The sequence below is a fragment of the Hydrogenophaga sp. NFH-34 genome (genome assembly GCF_021401345.1).
In the GTDB taxonomy this organism is placed as follows: domain Bacteria; phylum Pseudomonadota; class Gammaproteobacteria; order Burkholderiales; family Burkholderiaceae_C; genus Hydrogenophaga; species Hydrogenophaga electricum.
The window spans coordinates 21,568-38,358 of sequence record NZ_JACBGE010000030.1 but is presented as its reverse complement, the minus strand read 5'-3'; the positions used below and the strand labels follow the sequence as shown (position 1 = coordinate 38,358).

15 protein-coding genes are annotated in these 16,791 nt (G+C 65.7%); all 15 read right to left on the bottom strand.

Annotation, left to right across the window (positions count from 1 at the left end):
• Position 1 precedes the first annotated feature (1 nt).
• The 15 genes from trbG to L0977_RS22255 all read right to left on the bottom strand — a co-directional run bounded on the left by trbG (position 2) and on the right by L0977_RS22255 (position 16,772).
• A complete protein-coding gene (gene trbG / locus L0977_RS22325; protein WP_234267106.1) occupies positions 2 to 1,069 on the bottom strand; it encodes a P-type conjugative transfer protein TrbG in 1,068 nt (355 codons plus the stop codon).
• Complete coding sequence (trbF, locus tag L0977_RS22320; protein ID WP_234267105.1) at positions 1,066 to 1,770, bottom strand: conjugal transfer protein TrbF; 705 nt, start codon at positions 1,768 to 1,770, stop codon at positions 1,066 to 1,068. The genes trbG and trbF overlap by 4 nt, the downstream gene beginning before the upstream one ends.
• Positions 1,771 to 1,793: 23 nt before the next feature.
• Positions 1,794 to 3,176: a P-type conjugative transfer protein TrbL gene (trbL, locus tag L0977_RS22315; RefSeq protein WP_234267104.1), complete on the bottom strand. Its 1,383-nt coding sequence runs from the start codon at positions 3,174 to 3,176 to the stop codon at positions 1,794 to 1,796.
• Positions 3,177 to 3,218: 42 nt separating this feature from the next.
• Positions 3,219 to 3,956 carry a P-type conjugative transfer protein TrbJ gene (trbJ, locus tag L0977_RS22310; RefSeq protein ID WP_234267103.1) on the bottom strand — a complete coding sequence of 246 codons (738 nt, stop codon included), beginning with the start codon at positions 3,954 to 3,956 and terminating at the stop codon, positions 3,219 to 3,221.
• Positions 3,953 to 6,448 (bottom strand): conjugal transfer protein TrbE, encoded by a 2,496-nt coding sequence (gene trbE / locus L0977_RS22305; protein ID WP_234267102.1) that lies wholly within the window; start codon positions 6,446 to 6,448, stop codon positions 3,953 to 3,955. Before trbE ends, trbJ begins: the two co-directional genes overlap by 4 nt.
• Positions 6,449 to 6,457: 9 nt before the next feature.
• Positions 6,458 to 6,742: a VirB3 family type IV secretion system protein gene (locus L0977_RS22300; protein ID WP_234267100.1), complete on the bottom strand. Its 285-nt coding sequence runs from the start codon at positions 6,740 to 6,742 to the stop codon at positions 6,458 to 6,460.
• Positions 6,739 to 7,131, bottom strand: coding sequence for a TrbC/VirB2 family protein (locus tag L0977_RS22295; RefSeq protein ID WP_234267099.1), 393 nt, complete (start codon positions 7,129 to 7,131; stop codon positions 6,739 to 6,741). The genes L0977_RS22300 and L0977_RS22295 overlap by 4 nt, the downstream gene beginning before the upstream one ends.
• Complete coding sequence (trbB, locus tag L0977_RS22290) at positions 7,128 to 8,165, bottom strand: P-type conjugative transfer ATPase TrbB (RefSeq protein WP_234267098.1); 1,038 nt, start codon at positions 8,163 to 8,165, stop codon at positions 7,128 to 7,130. The genes L0977_RS22295 and trbB overlap by 4 nt, the downstream gene beginning before the upstream one ends.
• Positions 8,162 to 8,635 (bottom strand): CopG family transcriptional regulator, encoded by a 474-nt coding sequence (locus tag L0977_RS22285; RefSeq protein WP_234267097.1) that lies wholly within the window; start codon positions 8,633 to 8,635, stop codon positions 8,162 to 8,164. Before L0977_RS22285 ends, trbB begins: the two co-directional genes overlap by 4 nt.
• Positions 8,632 to 10,638, bottom strand: coding sequence for a conjugal transfer protein TraG (locus tag L0977_RS22280; protein ID WP_234267132.1), 2,007 nt, complete (start codon positions 10,636 to 10,638; stop codon positions 8,632 to 8,634). The genes L0977_RS22285 and L0977_RS22280 overlap by 4 nt, the downstream gene beginning before the upstream one ends.
• Before the next feature lie 218 nt (positions 10,639 to 10,856).
• Positions 10,857 to 11,105 (bottom strand): EexN family lipoprotein, encoded by a 249-nt coding sequence (locus L0977_RS22275; protein WP_234267096.1) that lies wholly within the window; start codon positions 11,103 to 11,105, stop codon positions 10,857 to 10,859.
• Positions 11,106 to 11,125: 20 nt separating this feature from the next.
• The gene (locus L0977_RS22270) at positions 11,126 to 12,031 is read right to left on the bottom strand and encodes a LysR family transcriptional regulator (RefSeq protein WP_234267095.1); all 906 of its coding nucleotides are present in this window, start codon (positions 12,029 to 12,031) and stop codon (positions 11,126 to 11,128) included.
• 110 nt (positions 12,032 to 12,141) lie between these two features.
• Positions 12,142 to 12,474 (bottom strand): SMR family transporter, encoded by a 333-nt coding sequence (locus L0977_RS22265; RefSeq protein WP_234267094.1) that lies wholly within the window; start codon positions 12,472 to 12,474, stop codon positions 12,142 to 12,144.
• 66 nt (positions 12,475 to 12,540) lie between these two features.
• A complete protein-coding gene (locus tag L0977_RS22260) occupies positions 12,541 to 15,663 on the bottom strand; it encodes an efflux RND transporter permease subunit (protein WP_234267093.1) in 3,123 nt (1,040 codons plus the stop codon).
• Entirely contained in the window at positions 15,660 to 16,772 is a 1,113-nt protein-coding gene (locus L0977_RS22255; RefSeq protein WP_234267092.1) for an efflux RND transporter periplasmic adaptor subunit, read from the bottom strand. The genes L0977_RS22260 and L0977_RS22255 overlap by 4 nt, the downstream gene beginning before the upstream one ends.
• Between the last annotated feature and the right edge of the window lie 19 nt (positions 16,773 to 16,791).

Genomic DNA, 16,791 nt, shown 5'->3' with positions numbered 1-16,791 from the left:
GTCAGTTCCTCCGCGAGGTGCCAGATGAGCCGGTCACGCCCGTCACGCCATCCGTGCGCTCGATACGAACCACGTCTCCTTTGTCAGCGCCGAGCCGCAGCTCGGCGGCACCAAAGAGCCGGTCCACCACGTAGTACGGCGACCGGAACCGATAGTTCACCAACTGCCCATCCCCCTGCGCCCCGATGGCGAAGAGCGGCGGCAGCTCGCCCTGCGCGATGCCGGCCGGGAACTGGATGTAGACCTTCTCGCCATCGTCGAAGGCTCTCAATGGCTTCCACGACGGATTGCTGCCGCTGATCGCGTACCGGAACCGAATCCGCTCCAGCGACAGCCCCACGTCGACTGGCGCAGCCGCCTGCGCCTGGCTGGCCTGGCGCTGCAGGGCCAACATGCGGTCCTTCGGATACTCCCAAGAGACCGATGCCATCCACGCCTTCTCGGTCGAGGTCAGCTCGACCAGATAGGTGCGCCGGCTGGTCGTGACGACCAGGTTGGTCTTCAGGCCCGAGCGGATCGGCTTGACCAGCACGCTGACGCGCAACGCCTCACCCGATCCGCTGGAGGTGTCGCCAACAATCCATCGCACCGTATCGCCCGCGGCTACGGTCACCAGTTCCTCGCCGGGCTGCAGCGCAATGGCCGTCACGCGCCCGGGCGCTGCATAGACCTGGTACAGCGCGCCATCGGTGAAGGGCCACACCTGGATCGCGTTGACGTAGCCCTCGCGCGTCGGCGGCATGCGCGCCTCGGCGTTGGCCCGCGAAACCCGCAGCCTCTCGTCGGCGGGCTCGGGTGCGGGCGGCTCGTTCTGCGTCTGCTGCGCAGGCGACCCTTGCTGAACGTCCGGCACCTGTGGCACCGGCTTCATCTGCGCCGGCAGGGGCAACGGCTGCGAGATGGCCACCACCTCCACGGGCTTCGGCGGCTCGGGCAATGGCTGGGCCAGCACGGGTTCGTCCAACGCGATCACCGGTGGCGGCTTGCCCTGAGTGGCGCAGCCCGACACCCACAGGGTGAAAACCAGCAGGGTCAACGGCAATGCGGATTTGTGCAAACGTGCATTCATGGTTTTGCTCCTTCGTTGGCGTCCAGTTCGCGGCTCCAGGACAGGCCATTGACGTAGATGCCCAGGGGGTTCTTGCGCAGCCGCTGCTCGGTGCGCGGGGTCTGCAGGACGGTGGAAACGCTGGCGGTCCAGCGCTCGGTACCGGCCGGCGCACCGTTCACGAAGCGCTGCTCGGTCCAGCGCAGGTTGAAGGACGAGTCGCTCGCCCGCACCACGCTCGTGATCTGCACCGTCACCGATTCCTTGCCGACGCGCGCGAACGGATCGTTCGTGCGCGCGTAGTCGTTGAGCACCGCCGCACCGCGGTCGGTGGTGTAGTCGTAGGCATCGAGCCAGTTCTGCCGCACCACGATCGGATCAATGGACAGCGAGCGCACCAGCGTCACGAAGTGCGCCAGATGGAAGGCGATTTGCGCATCGCCCGGTCGGTACGGCGTGGCGGCCTCGCCGACGGCACGCACTTGGCCAGCCTGGTCCACCTCGATCACGTAGGGCGTGACGATGGACTGCGCCGAGCGCCACACGAGTCCGCCGGCCATCAGCAGCGCGAGCGTCAGGCTGCCAAAGGCCATCAGGCGCCAGTTCTTCGCCTGCACGCGGGATGAGCCGATGCGCTCGTCCCAGACCTGGGCTGCGGCTTGATACGGGGTGGCAGCCTGCGGTGTGTCGGCATAGCGCACCTGCGGTCGTCTGAATCGCATGGATGGTTCTCCTCAAGTGTTGTTCATTCGCCGGAATGGCCAAGGCTCGGGCCGCTGCCCGAACCACCGCCGTCACCCGCGCGAAGCGTGTGCGCGGCCGTGCTGGCCGCATGGCCGATCTGCTGGCGGCGGTGCAGGCGTTTGGCCCAGTCGGGTTCGCTGGCAGGAGGCGCCGAAGCACCGGCTGCCGAATCGGAAGCAGCAGCGGCTGCAGCACCAGCGCCGGATGCCGGCGCCGCCATGTCGGCCACGAAGCCGGCGACCCGGTCCTTCATCGCCTTGGCGCCTTCGGCCACGCGTTGACCCACGGCGCTGGCGCCGCTCTTCGCCACGTTGGCAACGCCGGCTCCGGCTGCGCGCAGCGGGCCACCCGGCGAGGCAGCAGCACCAGCCTGGTAGGCCGTCTTTGCTCCACTGGCCAGCGAGCTGGCCGAACGCGCAGCCGCCGCGCCACCACCGATGGCGGTGCGGGCGGCACCGGGCGCCATGCGGGCACCAGCCGTCACGGCAGCGCCTGCACCGGCCAATGCCGCACCGCCTGCGACAGCAAGGCCACCCGCAGCGAGCGCCGTACCGGCCGCAGCGCCCGCGCCGAGTTGCGGCGCGCCCGACACGAGCCCCGTCGCTATCCCCGGCCCGAAGATGCCCAGGCCCAGCATCGCGAGCGACGCCAGCATGACCACCAGCGCATGGTCGATGGAGGGCTCCGCCGGCGTGGTCTGGAACTGCGAGAACAGCCCCGTGCCGATGCCGACGATCACGGCCAGCACCAGCACCTTGATGCCCGAGGACACCACGTTGCCCAACACCTTCTCGGCCAGGAAGCTGGTCTTGTTCCAGAGCGCGAACGGCACCAGCACGAAGCCCGCGAGCGTGGTCAGCTTGAACTCGATCAGCGTGATGAAGAGCTGCACCGCCAGCACGAAGAAACAGACGATGACGGTGAGCCAGGCGAGGAACATCACCGCGATCGGCGTGATGTTGATGAAGACCTCGGGGAAGCCCGCCAAGTCGCTGATCTGCTGCAGGATCGGCGCGCCCGCATCGATGCCGGTCTTGGCGAGATGTCCCGGTTGCAGGAATTCCGCCATGCTCAGCGTCGAGCCGCTGGCCTGCAGGCCCAGTCCCGCGAAGGAGCGGAACACGATGCCCGAGAGCGCATTGAAGTTGCCAATGATGTAGGCAAAGGCACCCACGTACAGCACCTTGCGGATCAGCTTGGCCATGACATCGTCGCCCTGGCCGCTGGCGTGGCCGAGTGCCCAGAAGAGGCCGGCGAGCGTCATGTCGATCGCCACCAGCGTGGCGGTCAGGAAGGCGACCTCGCCGTGCACCAGCCCGAACCCGGAATCGATGTAGGTCGAGAAGGTGTTGAGGAACTGGTCGATGATGGACACGTCGTTCATGGCGGCTCCGATCGAATGGGGGGCTGTCTCGACGGCCGGGGCTCAGTGGCCGTAAAAGTCAACGGTCTGCGGCGTGTAGGCTGTGCCTGAGCCCAGGAAGCGCCGCGTCACCTCGCGCCCCCGTTCGGCCGCCGCCGTCTGGCGGGCCAGTTCCAAGGCTGTGGCGCGCCCTTGTGTGAGCTGGAGCTGCTGGGTCTGGATCGCCTGCTTGGCCTGCAGGGCCAGCAACTGGTTCGTGGCCTGCATCGCCTGCAGCGCGCCGGTGGCCGACTGGCTCTGGCCCACCAGGTCGGCCAGCACGCCTTCGTCCTGGCTGACGTTCTCCGAGACCTGGGCCTGCATGCGCATGGCGGTCTGCAGTCCGCCCAGCGTGTTCTGCCAGCGCTGGCGCGCGTCCTGCAGCATCTGGCTGCCGCTGGTCGCCGCCGCGTACTGCGAGGGGTAGAGCTGCGAGAACTGCTGGTCCATGTGCTGGACGTCGTAGGCCAGCCCCTGGGCCTGCGCGATCAGCTGACGCGTCGTGTCCAGGTTGGACCGAAGGCGGCTCACGACGTTGAACGGCAGGGTCGCGAGGTTGCGCGCCTGGTTCATGAGCGACTGCGCTTCGTTCTGCAGTTGCTTGACCTGGTTGTTGATCTGCTCCAGCGTGTTGGCCGCCGTCATGAGGTTCTGCGCCAGATTGCTCGGGTCGATCACGACCCATTGCGCCTGGGCGGCCGGCAGCGTGAACAGGCAGGCTGCGGCCATGGCCGCAGCGACGAGGGTTCGAGAGGTCTTCATGGTTGGATCTCCTGGGATGAGGAAACAAGGGACGGGACGGGCGAGAGAGACCGGAAAGACGACATGAGGGCCGCTGCCCAGTGCAGGCCGCGGTGGCGCAGCCAGGCAACCGCGAAGGTGTGGGTAGATGCAATTGACGAATGCGCGCCTGTTGGCGACGAACTAAGCACCACGTCGATGTCCCGCTGGTCCTGCGGCGTGGACGCCCCCGCGAAGGCCAGCGCCACAGGCCCGAGGTCCAGATCGAAGAGCCGGTTGCCCAGCCGCGACTGGTAGTAGTAGTCCCGCTTCGGCTGCGCCGTCGCGACGATCTCGATCTGCCGGCTGTTGAGGCCGAAGCCTTCGTAGATCGTGCGGATCTGCGGTTCGGTGGCCTGCGGGTTCGGCAGGAAGATGCGGCTGGCGCAGCTCTCGATGATGGCCGGCGCGATGCTCGAATCTTTGATGTCGGCCAGGCTCTGCGTGGCGAAGATGACCGACACGTTCTTCTTGCGCAGCGTCTTGAGCCACTGCCGAATGCGCGCGGCGAACACCGGGTCGTCGAGGAACAGCCAGGCCTCGTCCAGGATCAGCAGCGTCGGCGCGCCATCGAAGCGTTCGTCGAAGCGCGCAAACAGGTAGCCCAGCACCGCCATCACGGCGGCCTTGCTGTGCATCAGCTCCTCCATCTCGAAGCACTGCACATCGCCAGCGCCCAGGCGATCCTGGTCGGCGTCCAGCAGCCGGCCGTGGGCACCGCCCAGCACATAGGGCGCCAGTGCCTGCCGCAGCGCGTTCGATTGCAGCAGCACCGACAGGCCGGTCATCGTGCGCTGCTGCAGGGGCGCACCGGCCAGGCTGCCGAGCGCCGACCAGATGGCGGCCTTCTCGTCCGGCCCAACGGCCATGCCCTCGTGCCGCAGCCGGCCTTCGATCCATTCGGCAGCCCAGGTGCGGTTGCCTTCGTGGTCGATGCGGGCCAGGGGTTGGAAGGCTATCTCACCCCCATCCTCTGCGTTCGTGCCCAGGTCGTAGTGCTCGCCGCCCAGCCCGAGGATCGTGGCGCGCATCGAGCGTCCCATGTCGAACGCGAAGATGCGCGAGCCGGCGTAGCGGCGGAACTGCATCGCCAGCGTGGCGAGCAGGACCGACTTGCCCATGCCGGTCGGCCCCGCGACCAGGGTGTGCCCCACGTCGCCAACGTGCGTGACCAACCGGAAAGGCGTGGCCCCCTCAGTGCGTGTCACGATCAGCGGCGGGCCATCGAAATGGGCATTGCGCTCCGGCCCCGCCCAGACCGCCGACACCGGCATCAGGTGCGCCAGGTTCAGCGTCGAGACGATGGGTTGGCGCACGTTGGCGTAAGCGTTGCCCGGGATCGAGGACAGCCAGGCTTCCACCGCGTTCAGCGTCTCGGGCATGGTGACGAAGCCACGGCCCTGGATCACGCGCTCCACCATCCGCAGCTTCTCGTCGGCGGTGTTCGCGTCTGCATCGAGCACCATCACCGTCGCGGTGAGGTAGCCGAAGGCCACCTGATCGCTGCCCAGTTCCTGCAAGGCCGCATCGGCGTCCGTGGCCTTGTTGCTGGCGTCGGTATCCACCAGCGGACTCTCCTGCTGGAAGATTGTCTCGCGCAGCAGCGCCACGACGTTCTTGCGCTTGGCGAACCATTGGCGGCGCAGCCGGGCCAGTTCCTTCTCAGCGTCGGCCTTGTCCATGCAGAGGAAGCGCGTGGACCAGCGGTAGGCAAAGCCCAGGCGGTTCAGATCGTCCAGGATGCCCGGCCAGGTCGAGGTTGGGAAACCTCGCACCGTCGCCACGCGCAGGTGCTGGTCGCCCAGCATGGGCGCCAGGCCGCCGACCAGCGGCGCATCCGCCAGCAGCGCGTCGAGGTGGAACGGCACCTCGGGCACGCTCACGCCGTGGCGCCGGGTCGAGACCGTGGCGTGCAGGTATGTCAGCGTGCCGACGTCGTCGAGCCAGGCGGCTTCCGGCATCACACCGTCGAGCAGGTCGAGGATGCGGTCCGTCTCCGCCTGGAAGGCTTGCAGGCGCTCACGCCAGTTCACGCCTTCGGCGGGCCGGTTCTCGTACAGCAGCCCTGCCGCGCGGGCGCGCGACTCTTCGGGCGGGAGGTACACCAGCGTCAGGTGGTAGCCGCTCTCGAAGTGGTTGCCGGAGTCCTCGAAGGCCGCGCGGCGCTCCTCGTCCACCAGCCAGGACAGCGGCTCCGGGAAATCGGAGCGCGGATAGCCGGCTGCAGCGCGGCGCTCGGCCTCGATGAACAAGGCCCAGCCCGAACCCAACCGGCGCAGCGCGTTGTTCAGGCGTGCCGATGTGGCGATCAACTCGCCCTGCGTGGCACTGTCCAGGTCCGGCCCCCGAAACCGAGCGGTGCGCTGGAACGAACCGTCCTTGTTCAGCACGACACCTGAGGCCACCAGACCGGCCCAGGGCAGCCAGTCTGCCAGCAGCGCGGGCCGACGGCGGTATTCGGCGAGGTTCAGCATGGTGACCTCCTATGCATCCAGCAGCGGCCGGTGTTTGATGTGCCGCGCGAAGACCTGCATGAATTGCGGATCGACGCGCGCACCCCAAACCGCCAATGAATGGCCGACGATCCAGAGCACCAGGCCGGGGATCCACAACTGCAGACCCAGCCCGACGGCGGCGGCCAGCGTGCCGTTGGCGATCGCCACGGTGCGTGGTGCACCGCCCAGCAGGATGGGCTCGGTGAGCGAGCGGTGCAGCGGGATCTCAAAACCGGGCGCCAAGCCTTGGCTTCCTCCATGGCCGGCGCTCATACGACCGCCCCGCCCGAGAAGCTGAAGAAGGACAGGAAGAACGAGGACGCGGCGAAGGCGATGGACAGCCCGAAGACGATCTGGATCAGCTTGCGAAAGCCGCCCGACGTATCACCAAAGGCCAGCGCCAACCCCGTCGAGATGATGATGATCACCGCGACGATGCGCGCCACCGGCCCCTGGATGGATTCGAGGATGGACTGCAGCGGCCCCTCCCACGGCATGGAGGAACCGGCGGCCTGCGCGGTGCCCGCCAGCAGCAGCATCAGCGCGCCCAGCACCAGGCCTTGCAAGGCGGGGCGAACAAGGCGCTCCAAACGCCACGAGTTGGACAGGTTGGCGCACGGGTTTGCGGAAATCCGGAAAGCAACAGCGTTCATCTGCGTCATGACAGTTCTCCAGGTGGGTCAAGGGACGGGGAGGAGAGGTCAGAGGGCGGCGTCAGCTCCGGAAACGGGGCCTTCAGCGCCTCCGCCAAGTGGTACCCGGCGCCGTCGAAGCCGACGACCCGGGCAATGCTCTCGATGCGGCGCTTGCGCCCGCGCCCTGCGATGTGGATCACCACGTTGACCGCCTCGGCGATCAGCGCACGCGGTGGGTTCACGGCCACTTCGAGAATCAGTTGCTCCAGGCGCAGCAATGCGCCCAGAGCGGAGCCGGCATGGATCGTGGCGATGCCGCCGGGGTGACCCGTGCCCCAGACCTTGATGAGGTCCAGCGCCTCGGCGCCGCGCACCTCGCCCACGACGACGCGGTCCGGTCGCAGACGCATGGACGAGCGCACCAGTTCCGTCATCGATACCACGCCTTGGCGCGTGCGCAGCGGCACGTGGTCGCGGGCGGCACACTGCAGCTCCACCGTGTCTTCGAGCACCAGCACGCGGTCGCCGGTGGCGGCGATCTCGGCCAGCAGGGCGTTGGCCAGCGTGGTCTTGCCGGTGCTGGTGCCGCCAGCGATGAGGATGTTCTGGCGCTCGCGCACGGCGCGCACCAGCAGGCCCGCCTGGGCGGCGGTCATCATGTCGTCGGCGATGTAGCGTGACAGCGGAATCACCCCAACGGCGCGCTTGCGCAGCGCGAAGGCCGGCCCGGGCGCTGCGGGCGGCAGGATGCCCTCGAAGCGTTCGCCGGTCTCGGGCAACTCGGCCGTCAGCAGCGGCTGGCCGCGATGCACCTCGGCGCCGACGTGGGCGGCCACCAGCCGGATGATGCGTTCGCCATCGGCCTCGGACAGCTCCACGCCCATGGGTGCACGGCCCGACGACAGTCGGTCCACCCACAGGCTGCGGTCGGGGTTGAGCATGATCTCCACCACGTCCGGGTCTTCCAGGGCGGTGGCGATCAACGGTCCCATGGCCGTGCGCAGCATCTGGATGCGGCGATCCAGCGACGTGGCCGCGAAGGAGGACGGAACGACGCTCATGAGGCACCCTCACGCTCATCGACAGCGACAGCCGAGACGGCTTCGTCCGCCATCCGCATCGGGTCCGGATGCAGTTCCTCCACCACGTCCCGCACCAGGCTGCGCCCGCGCATCAGGTGGCGACCAAGTTGTTCGACGAACTGCTCGAAGCGGGCCTTGCCCTGGGCGCGGGCGGCGTCCTGGTGCGCTTCGGGCACGGGCGTGCTGACGGTGAGGAAGTAGCGCACGTACAGCGCCAGGGTCTCGATCAGGATGTTCTGATCGCGCTCCAGGCGCTCGGCCTGGCGCGACAAGCGATCCAGCCGCTTGGCGATGGCCGCCTCGCGCTGATCGCTTGCATCCGGCGAGAGCCAGGAGGCCAGCGCCGCGGCCACGATGGACGACTTGGAGACGCCCTTCTTGGCGGCGAGCTCGTCCAGGCGCCTCGCATGCTCGGGCTGAATGAACAGGTTCAATCGGTGCTGGGTCATAGGTCGATGCCGTCGTCAGGGTCGAGAGAAGCCAGCCGGGCCGGGCTCTGCAGGGCCGGATCGAGCTGGCGAGGAAGGGAAAGCGGCATGTCGTCGTCATCGAACAGCGACAGGTCGACCGCAGGCGCGGCCAGCTCGGGGTCGTAGGCGACGGTGTCGGAGAGTTCGGGCTGGTGGCGGGGGCCGCCGTCGTCGCCGCTGCCCAGGCCATCGCTGGCATGGACCAAAGGGGTCACGGGTACGGCGGGGATCGCCAGGCCGAGCCAGTCGTCGGGGCGCGATGGTGGCGCATCGGCGTACCGGCCTGCGCCAAGCAGCGGCGCGGGCAACACGCGGTGCTTGAAGTTTGCGTCCGCGTAGTAGCGCAGCTTCCTGGCCTTGATGGGCGCCACGCTGGACACCATCACCACGGCCTCGTCGGGCGGCAGTTGCATCACCTCGCCGGCCGTCAGAAGAGGTCGTGCCGTCTCCTGGCGCGACACCATCAGGTGGCCCAGCCAGGGCGACAGTCGGTGACCGGCATAGTTGCGCTGAGCGCGCAACTCGGTCGCCGTGCCGAGCGTCTCGGAGATGCGCTTGGCGGTGCGTTCGTCATTGGTCGCGAAGGTCACGCGCACATGGCAGTTGTCCAGGATCGAGTGGTTCTGGCCATAGGCTTTGTCGATCTGGTTGAGGCTCTGTGCGATCAGGAAGCTGCGGATGCCGTAGCCGGCCATGAAGGCCAGCGCCGTCTCGAAGAAGTCCAGGCGGCCGAGCGCCGGGAACTCGTCGAGCATCAGCAGCAGCTTGTGGCGGCGCCGAATTCCGTGTGGGCCATCGGAGCTGTCGAGTGACTCGGTGAGCCGCCTGCCGATCTGGTTGAGGATCAAGCGGATCAGCGGCTTGGTGCGACTGATGTCCGAAGGCGGGACCACCAGGTACAGCGAGACGGGGTGCTCGGCGGAGATGAGGTCCGCAATGCGCCAGTCGCAACGCGAGGTGACTTCTGCCACTGTGGGGTCGCGGTAAAGGCCCAGGAAGGACATGGCCGTGGACAGCACGCCCGAGCGTTCGTTGTCGCTCTTGTTGAGCACTTCGCGTGCAGCGGAGGCCACGACGGGATGCACCTCTTCACCGAGATGCTTTGTCGTCATCATTCGATGCAGCGTCACCTCGAAAGGACACGCCGGATCGGACAGGAAGTTGGCGACGCCGCGCAGCGTCTTGTCTTCGTCCGCGTACAGCACATGCAGGATCGCGCCGACGAGCAGCGCGTGCGAAGTCTTCTCCCAGTGGTTGCGCTTCTCCAGCGCGCCTTCGGGATCGACCAGGATGTCGGCGATGTTCTGCACGTCGCGCACTTCATGCGCGCCACGGCGGACTTCCAGAAGCGGGTTGTATGCGGCTGACTTGGGATCGGTCGGGTTGAACAGCAGGCAGTGCGAAAAGCGTGAGCGCCAGCCCGCGGTGATGTTCCAGTTCTCGCCTTTGATGTCGTGGATGACGGCAGATGCCGGCCAGCTCAACAAGGTCGGTACGACCAAGCCGACTCCCTTGCCCGAACGGGTGGGTGCGAAGGTCAAAATATGCTCGGGACCTTCATGGCGCAGGTATTGGTCGTCGTGCAGGCCGAGGAAGACGCCGGTCGGGCCGGTCAGACCCGCCTTGCGGATCTCAGCCGCATCCGCCCAGCGAGCGGAGCCGTAGGTCGTAACCAGCTTGGATTGCCGAGAGCGCCAGATCGACATGCCGATGGCGACCAAGACGGCCGCCAGGCCGCTGCCGCCCGCGATGGCGCCCCCGGTGTCGAAGACCTTCGGCGCGTAGGCATCGAAGAAGAACCACCACTCGAACAGCCTCCACGGGTGGTAGACAGGCGTGCCGAAGCAATCGAACCAGGGTGTGCCCAAGCGCAACTGATAGCCCAGAGCCGCAGCCGTCCATTGCGTGGCGCCCCATACGCCGGCGATGACGATGGCGAACACCGTCAGCACCTGACCGAACAGCACACTGGCTCCCTGCATCCTGCCCTCCGATTTCTGCAAGCCGTGCGGCACGAAGGCGTGCCGCAGGCGTCAGGATCGGTGTCGGGTCAGTGCCGGTCAAAGACCGTTATCGGGACAAAGGTCGACAAGAAAGCAAGATTTATTGCAGGGTCGCAGACAAAAGGAACACCGCAAGCACAGTCGCATTGCGGCGTGCTGAGCAGGTGCTGAAAAGGAGTGTGCCTGTCCGAAAACGATCAGAACTTCGGTGACTCTTTTGGCGGTGTGTAGGGCACCTTGCCATCGCCCATGAAGCGGAGGCGCGTGGCTTCGGCAACTGCATTGCACAGCGTATCGCCGAGCTTGGCGCGGTCGGCCTTGCATTGCTCGCGCAACAGTTTGAGCCGCTCAGGGTTAGCTGCCAGAGATTCGACCGTGTCGGTGGGCGCCGACGGATTGCAGGCGGCCAGTGCCAATGTCATTGGCAGCAAAATGCGGTTCCTCATCTCGTCTTCTCCTAGGACATTCACGGCACAGAAGGCGATCCTTCGGAACCGCCCGGACGAATTCGTTCGATGAATCTGCGCAATTGCTCTGGCGGCTCGGTATCGCGGCGCAGCAAGAAGGTCGTCAGCACCGGGGACTGACCCGCCAAATGCCGGGTTACGATGTCAGGGTGATTGCATGCCGAGACGTGCGCCTCGGTCGCGAAGCCCAACCCGAAGCCAGCTGCCACAAGCGTGAGCATCAGTTCGTGACTCACGACCTGCTCCGCAATGAGGGGTTCACGGTCCACCGTACGAAGCATCTTGGCTAGCTGGCGACTACAGCCTTCGCAAGCATCGGGATCGCACAGTACGAGCGGGTAGCGCAGCACTTCCTCCAGAGGAATACGTTTGTGCGCCAGCAGTGGATGTCTTGCAGGAACGGTCACTACCATGGGATCGCTCCATGCTGGCACAGCGACGAGACCATCCTCCACGTCAGCGCGCTGTGCGAAGCCTGCGTCGTACAAGTCTCCCGACAAGCCCTTGACCTGCTGGGCGAAGGACACCTCGTACAGGCGGATGTCCACATCCGGCTCTTGCTCTCGGCACAAGGCCAGCAGAGCGGTCAATCGGCCCTGCGAAATACTGTCGGACAGTGCGATGCGGAGCTGGCCGTGGTAGCCGGCCGCGATGGCTTTGACGCTGTCGCGCGCTTGGCTCAGTGCTGCGAAGACGCGTGGTACGTGCTCAAGGAAGACGTGCCCGGCATGCGTCAGTCGCGTACTGCGAGTGGTTCGTTCGAACAGGCGCACACCCAGGTCTTCTTCGAGTTCCTTAATAGCCCGCGACAGCGGCGACTGCTCGATGTGCAGTTTCTCGGCAGCCCGTGCGAAGTGCAGCTCTTCAGCAACGGCTATAAAGCAACGAAGATGCCGCAACTCCATTCCATATTCCTAGATCATTGAATATCGCGCGCCGCTGCTGCGGCGGCAGTTTCGAGCGGGGCCATCTTTGGCATGGATATACATCCGACGATGCCGACCGTCGTATCGAGTCAGTGAGGTGTGCTTTTTGAGAACACGTTGATCACGATCACACCGGCAATGATCATCGCCATGCCACCAATCGCAGCAGCATCGAGTCGCTGCTTGAAAACGATCCATGCAACGATGGCCGTGAGCACGATGCCAGCACCGGACCACAGGGCGTACACAATGCCTACCGGCAAGACCTTCAGTGTCAAGGAAAGGCAGTAAAACGACCCAGCATAACCCGCGGCTGTGGCCAAACTTGGCCACAGATTGGTGAAGCCTTCAGAGGCCTTCAAGAAGGAAGTCGCGATGACTTCGAGGACGATGGCGGCGGTGAGGTAAAGGTAGATATTCACGACGGACTTTCTTCTCTTGACTTGACGTTTTGGTGATACGGGGCCCACTGCGCCTCGCAGAGAGGCTCAGACTGGACGCGCGACGGCCTCCGGATCGGCCCTTCGAGCCAGCCACCGCGACAAGCGGCCGTCGAACAGCGTTTCATACAGCGCCGGAACCATGCCGAGCGTGACAAGGGTGCCAAGTGCCAGGCCACCGATGATCGTGATGGCCATGCCCGACCACAGCGGACCACCGAACAGCAGCAGCGGCACAAGGCCCGCCACGCAGGTCAGCTTGGTCATCACGATGGGGCGCAAACGCTGAACAGCCGCGTTGACGACCGCATCGCGCGGGTGGCGGCCCGCGTGAAGTTCGGCCTCGATGCGCTCCAGCAGCAGGACTGCGTTGTTGACGATGATCCCGGCCAACGAGAGCAGGCCGAAGTTCGCCATGAAGCCCAAGGGCTCACCCGCCAGCTTCAGCGCAGGTGCCACGCCGATCAGCGTGAACGGGATGATGGACAGGATCAGCATCAGCTTGCGGAAAGAGCCGAATTGCCAGATGAACAAGATCAGCATTGCGATCGCCGCATGAGGCAGGTACTCGCTGAGTGCCGCGTTGGCTTCGGCAGCCTCCTCGATCTCTGCGCCCAGTTCGATGGAATAGCCTGAGGGCAGCTTCAATGCGGAGACAAAGGGGGCCAAGCGATCCACGACCTGCTGGGCAGTTTCGGTTTCGCTGCGCCCCTCCACAGTCAACGTACGCGAGAGATCTCTTCGTCGAACGACGGAGGGTTCGGATGCCAGCGACACCCTGGCGATCGCTGACAGGGGGACTGGCGTTGAGCCCACCGGATACACAAGCGTGTTGGCTACATCTTCCGTCTGCTGACGTTGAAGCGGCGTGCCGCGCACGACCACGGGCACCAGCGTGTCGCCGTCGCGCAGCATCGAGACATCGACGCCGGAGAATCGGGCGGCAAGCGAGGTGGCCACGTCCTCGCTGGTCACGCCCAGTCGGCGAGCCTTGGCTTGGTCGATCTGAACATCGACGCGTGGGATGCGGTTGTTCCAATCGTCGCGCACGCCCACGACGCCTGGCACCTTGCTCAGTTCCCCTTTGATCTGCTCGCCAAGGCTTTTGAGCACAGCCTCGTCCGGTCCGAAGATGCGGTAAGCCACCGTACCCGAGTCGCTGGAGCCCAGCGAAAACCGTTTGACCTCGCCGCGAATCTCCGGATAGGTCTGCGACAGGTGGGTGCGCGTGCGCGCAATCATGGTATCGAGCTCGTTCTTGGAGGTGACGCCGACCGTGAAATAGCCGATGTGCGAAGCAGGCAGGGGCGGGTTCAGTCCGAGGATGATGCGTGGCCCCCCATCTGCGACATAGCCAATGCTGGTCGTGACCTCCGGGTTGATCTTCTTGTCGGACAGCCAACGGCTGATCTCCTGCACCTTGGCAAGTGTGGCCCGTGAGTCGCTGCCCGGCTGGAGTTCGATCGAGACCTGGTACTGTGGGCGGTCCGACTTCGGCAGAAATCCCGCAGGTACCGTCGATAGAAGCATCAGGGCGAGAGCCAGCAGGGCCGCCATGGCGCCGAAGAAGACCAGCTTGTGATCCAGCACCGTATGGATGACACGACGGTAGGCCCTGTAGAAGCGGGCTTCGGAGTGAGGGCCAGCGTTCGAGGCACCAGCTGCATCGTGCGCGGCGTGGGGCGATGCCTTGAGGAAGTAGTAGCACAGCAGCGGCGTCACTGTCAGACACAACAGCCAGGAACCCAGCAAGGCGATCGTTAGTACCACCACCAGCGGGCGCAGATACTCGTTGATCGAGGTGTCGCCAAAGAAGAAGGGCGAGAACGCGAAGATGATCACCAGCGAGGACGTGAGCAGGGGAATGGCCAGTGTCTTGCCAGCCTGGATGCAGGCCTCGCGCCGCGCCTCGCCGGCCGCCAGTCGGCGCTCGACGTCCTCCACGATGACGATGCCGTTGTCCACCAGTAGACCCAGCGCGATGATGATGGCGGCCATCGAGACGCTGTGCAGCTCGATGTGCAGGAACTGCATGGCGATCAGCGTGCCCAAAATGGTCAGGGGCACGATGCTGCCGACGATGATCCCGGCGCGCCAGCCGAGGAAGAGCACGACCACCGTCATGACGATCACGATGGTCTCGCCCATCACGCGGTTCATCTTGCCCATCTCGCGCTCCACGACATCGGCCTGGAAGGTGACGTAGTCGAGCGTGAACCCGGCGGGCAATAGCTGCTGAAGTTCGCTCATGCGTTCCTTCAAGCTCTGGCCGAATGCCTTGATGTTCTGGCCTGCGCGCATCGACACACCGAGCACCACGGCCGGCTCGCCCTTGTAGATGGCGGCGGAATCGGGCGGATCGGCGGGCAGGACTTTGATCTGCGCTATGTCGCCCAGTCGGATGGTGTTCTCGGAGCGCCCATTGCGATCCGGCACGCTGAGCACGAACTCACGCAGAGCCTGCATCGAGCGTATTTCGCCGGAGGCCACCAGCGCGCTGTTGAGTCCGCTCATCACCATCTGACCACCCGACAGCACCACGTTCTGTTGCTGCAACTGCTGGAGCACGGCGGGTACCGCCAGGCCCAATCCGGCCAGGCGTGCCCGATCGAACTCGATGTAAACGCGCTCGTCCTGCAGGCCGTGAAAGCTGACGTTCTGCACACCTGGCAGCTCGTAAAGACGATCACGAACCCGCTTGAGCGGCTCGCGCATCTCGCTCATCGAGAAGCCTGGTGCGGTCACCGCAATCGACGCGACCGCGACGCGCCCAAAGTCATCATTGACGACCGGCGGCAAGGTGCCGGTGGGGAACTGCGGCGTCACTTCAGTGACTTTGGCACGGACCTTTTGCCAGATCGGCGCGAGGTCTGCGTAGCGCTCCAGGATGGTGACCTGCACGATCACGGACCCAGTGCGCACAGTGCTGACCACGTGCTTGAGTTCGGGCAGTTCGCGAAGACGTGCTTCCAGTGGGCGCGCGACGAGTTGCTCCATCCGCTCGACTGGCAGCCCGGGGTTGTAGACAAAGATCATCGCATCGCGGATGGTCGTCGAGGGCTCTTCCTGGGAGGGAAAACGCAGGAATGCGAAGACGCCCGCAAACAGGACCAGTACCGCGACGAACAGGGTGAGGCGGCTGGATCCCAGTGCCGATTCGGTGAGCTTCATGGCTTGGCTCCGTGAAGCAGGGTCGTGGGCGCATGGGCAACCGCCGCCTGGCCTTCGCTCAGGAAGGCCGCCCCAGCCACCACCACTTGGTCACCGGTCTTCAATCCAGACGTCACCGGGATGCGTCCGTCGGGCAGCAATCCTTCTCCCAGTTGAACAGGTCGCCCGACGAGCTTGGCGTTCTCCAGCACGAAGACCTTGCCCCGCCCGGCTTGTGTATCGGGCACGAGCGCCGCAGCGGGGATCGAAACCAGCTTGTTCACGACCCCAGGTAGTTCCAGCGATACCATGGCGCCGCTGCGCAGCGTCGGCGCGACGCCGTCGATGCGGAAAATGGCTTGCACCAATGAGCCGCTGTCGTTGCGGCTGGAGATCCGCTCCAGCTTCAGCGGCAGCGTGGCACTGGGTTGGGCTGGTTGCGAGATGGATGCTTGAGCCGCCTGGCCCGGGGCGATGCGCGCCGCCACGGCCTCGGGCAGCATGGCCACCACTTCCAGCGTCTGACCGGCTTCGATCTGGAACACGGCCAGGCCTGCGCTGATGTCGGAGTAGGGCTGGACGTTGCGCGCAACGATCACGCCGTCGAATGGGGCGGTGATGCGAGACAGCGCCAATTCTCGCCGAGCCAGCGCCAGCGCCGCTTCGGCCGCCTGGAGTTGGCTTTGGGCGAGGCGATATTGCGTTTGCGCGGATTCCAGGGTGACCGGGGAGACGATCTGATCCTTGGCCAGCGACTCGTTATGGCGCAACTGGGTCGTTCGCTCGGTCAATGTCGCTGCAGCGGCGATGCGGTCTGCTTCTGCTTTCTCAATACGACGAAGCGCTGGCGCTTCATCGAGGCGGGCGAGTACTTGTCCCGAGCGCACGCGGTCTCCGACATCCACGAGGATGGCACTGATGCGTCCCGAAGATTCGAAGCCGAGTTCGGAGCGCTGGCGCGCACGCACGGTGCCGACGAAGGACTCACTCGCTTGCACTGCGGTGCTGGAGATGGTCTCCACCTTGACCGGGCGGGCCATGGCGGGGGCGGGGGCGGGCGTGCGTGCACAGCCGGCGGTCAGCGCGGCGAGCAATGCGGCGGCCGCGGCCATAGAGGTCAACGATGACATGGTCGTCCTAACGAGATGG

Coding starts and splice junctions, on each gene's coding strand:
- L0977_RS22270 (WP_234267095.1), bottom strand. CDS start 12,031: ATGGAGTTGCGGCATCTTCGTTGCTTTATAGCCGTTGCTGAAGAGCTG.
- L0977_RS22280 (WP_234267132.1), bottom strand. CDS start 10,638: ATGCAGGGAGCCAGTGTGCTGTTCGGTCAGGTGCTGACGGTGTTCGCC.
- L0977_RS22295 (WP_234267099.1), bottom strand. CDS start 7,131: ATGACGCAGATGAACGCTGTTGCTTTCCGGATTTCCGCAAACCCGTGC.
- trbL (WP_234267104.1), bottom strand. CDS start 3,176: ATGAACGACGTGTCCATCATCGACCAGTTCCTCAACACCTTCTCGACC.
- L0977_RS22260 (WP_234267093.1), bottom strand. CDS start 15,663: ATGAAGCTCACCGAATCGGCACTGGGATCCAGCCGCCTCACCCTGTTC.
- trbG (WP_234267106.1), bottom strand. CDS start 1,069: ATGAATGCACGTTTGCACAAATCCGCATTGCCGTTGACCCTGCTGGTT.
- trbE (WP_234267102.1), bottom strand. CDS start 6,448: ATGCTGAACCTCGCCGAATACCGCCGTCGGCCCGCGCTGCTGGCAGAC.
- trbB (WP_234267098.1), bottom strand. CDS start 8,165: ATGAGCGTCGTTCCGTCCTCCTTCGCGGCCACGTCGCTGGATCGCCGC.
- L0977_RS22285 (WP_234267097.1), bottom strand. CDS start 8,635: ATGACCCAGCACCGATTGAACCTGTTCATTCAGCCCGAGCATGCGAGG.
- L0977_RS22300 (WP_234267100.1), bottom strand. CDS start 6,742: ATGAGCGCCGGCCATGGAGGAAGCCAAGGCTTGGCGCCCGGTTTTGAG.
- trbF (WP_234267105.1), bottom strand. CDS start 1,770: ATGCGATTCAGACGACCGCAGGTGCGCTATGCCGACACACCGCAGGCT.
- L0977_RS22275 (WP_234267096.1), bottom strand. CDS start 11,105: ATGAGGAACCGCATTTTGCTGCCAATGACATTGGCACTGGCCGCCTGC.
- L0977_RS22255 (WP_234267092.1), bottom strand. CDS start 16,772: ATGTCATCGTTGACCTCTATGGCCGCGGCCGCCGCATTGCTCGCCGCG.
- trbJ (WP_234267103.1), bottom strand. CDS start 3,956: ATGAAGACCTCTCGAACCCTCGTCGCTGCGGCCATGGCCGCAGCCTGC.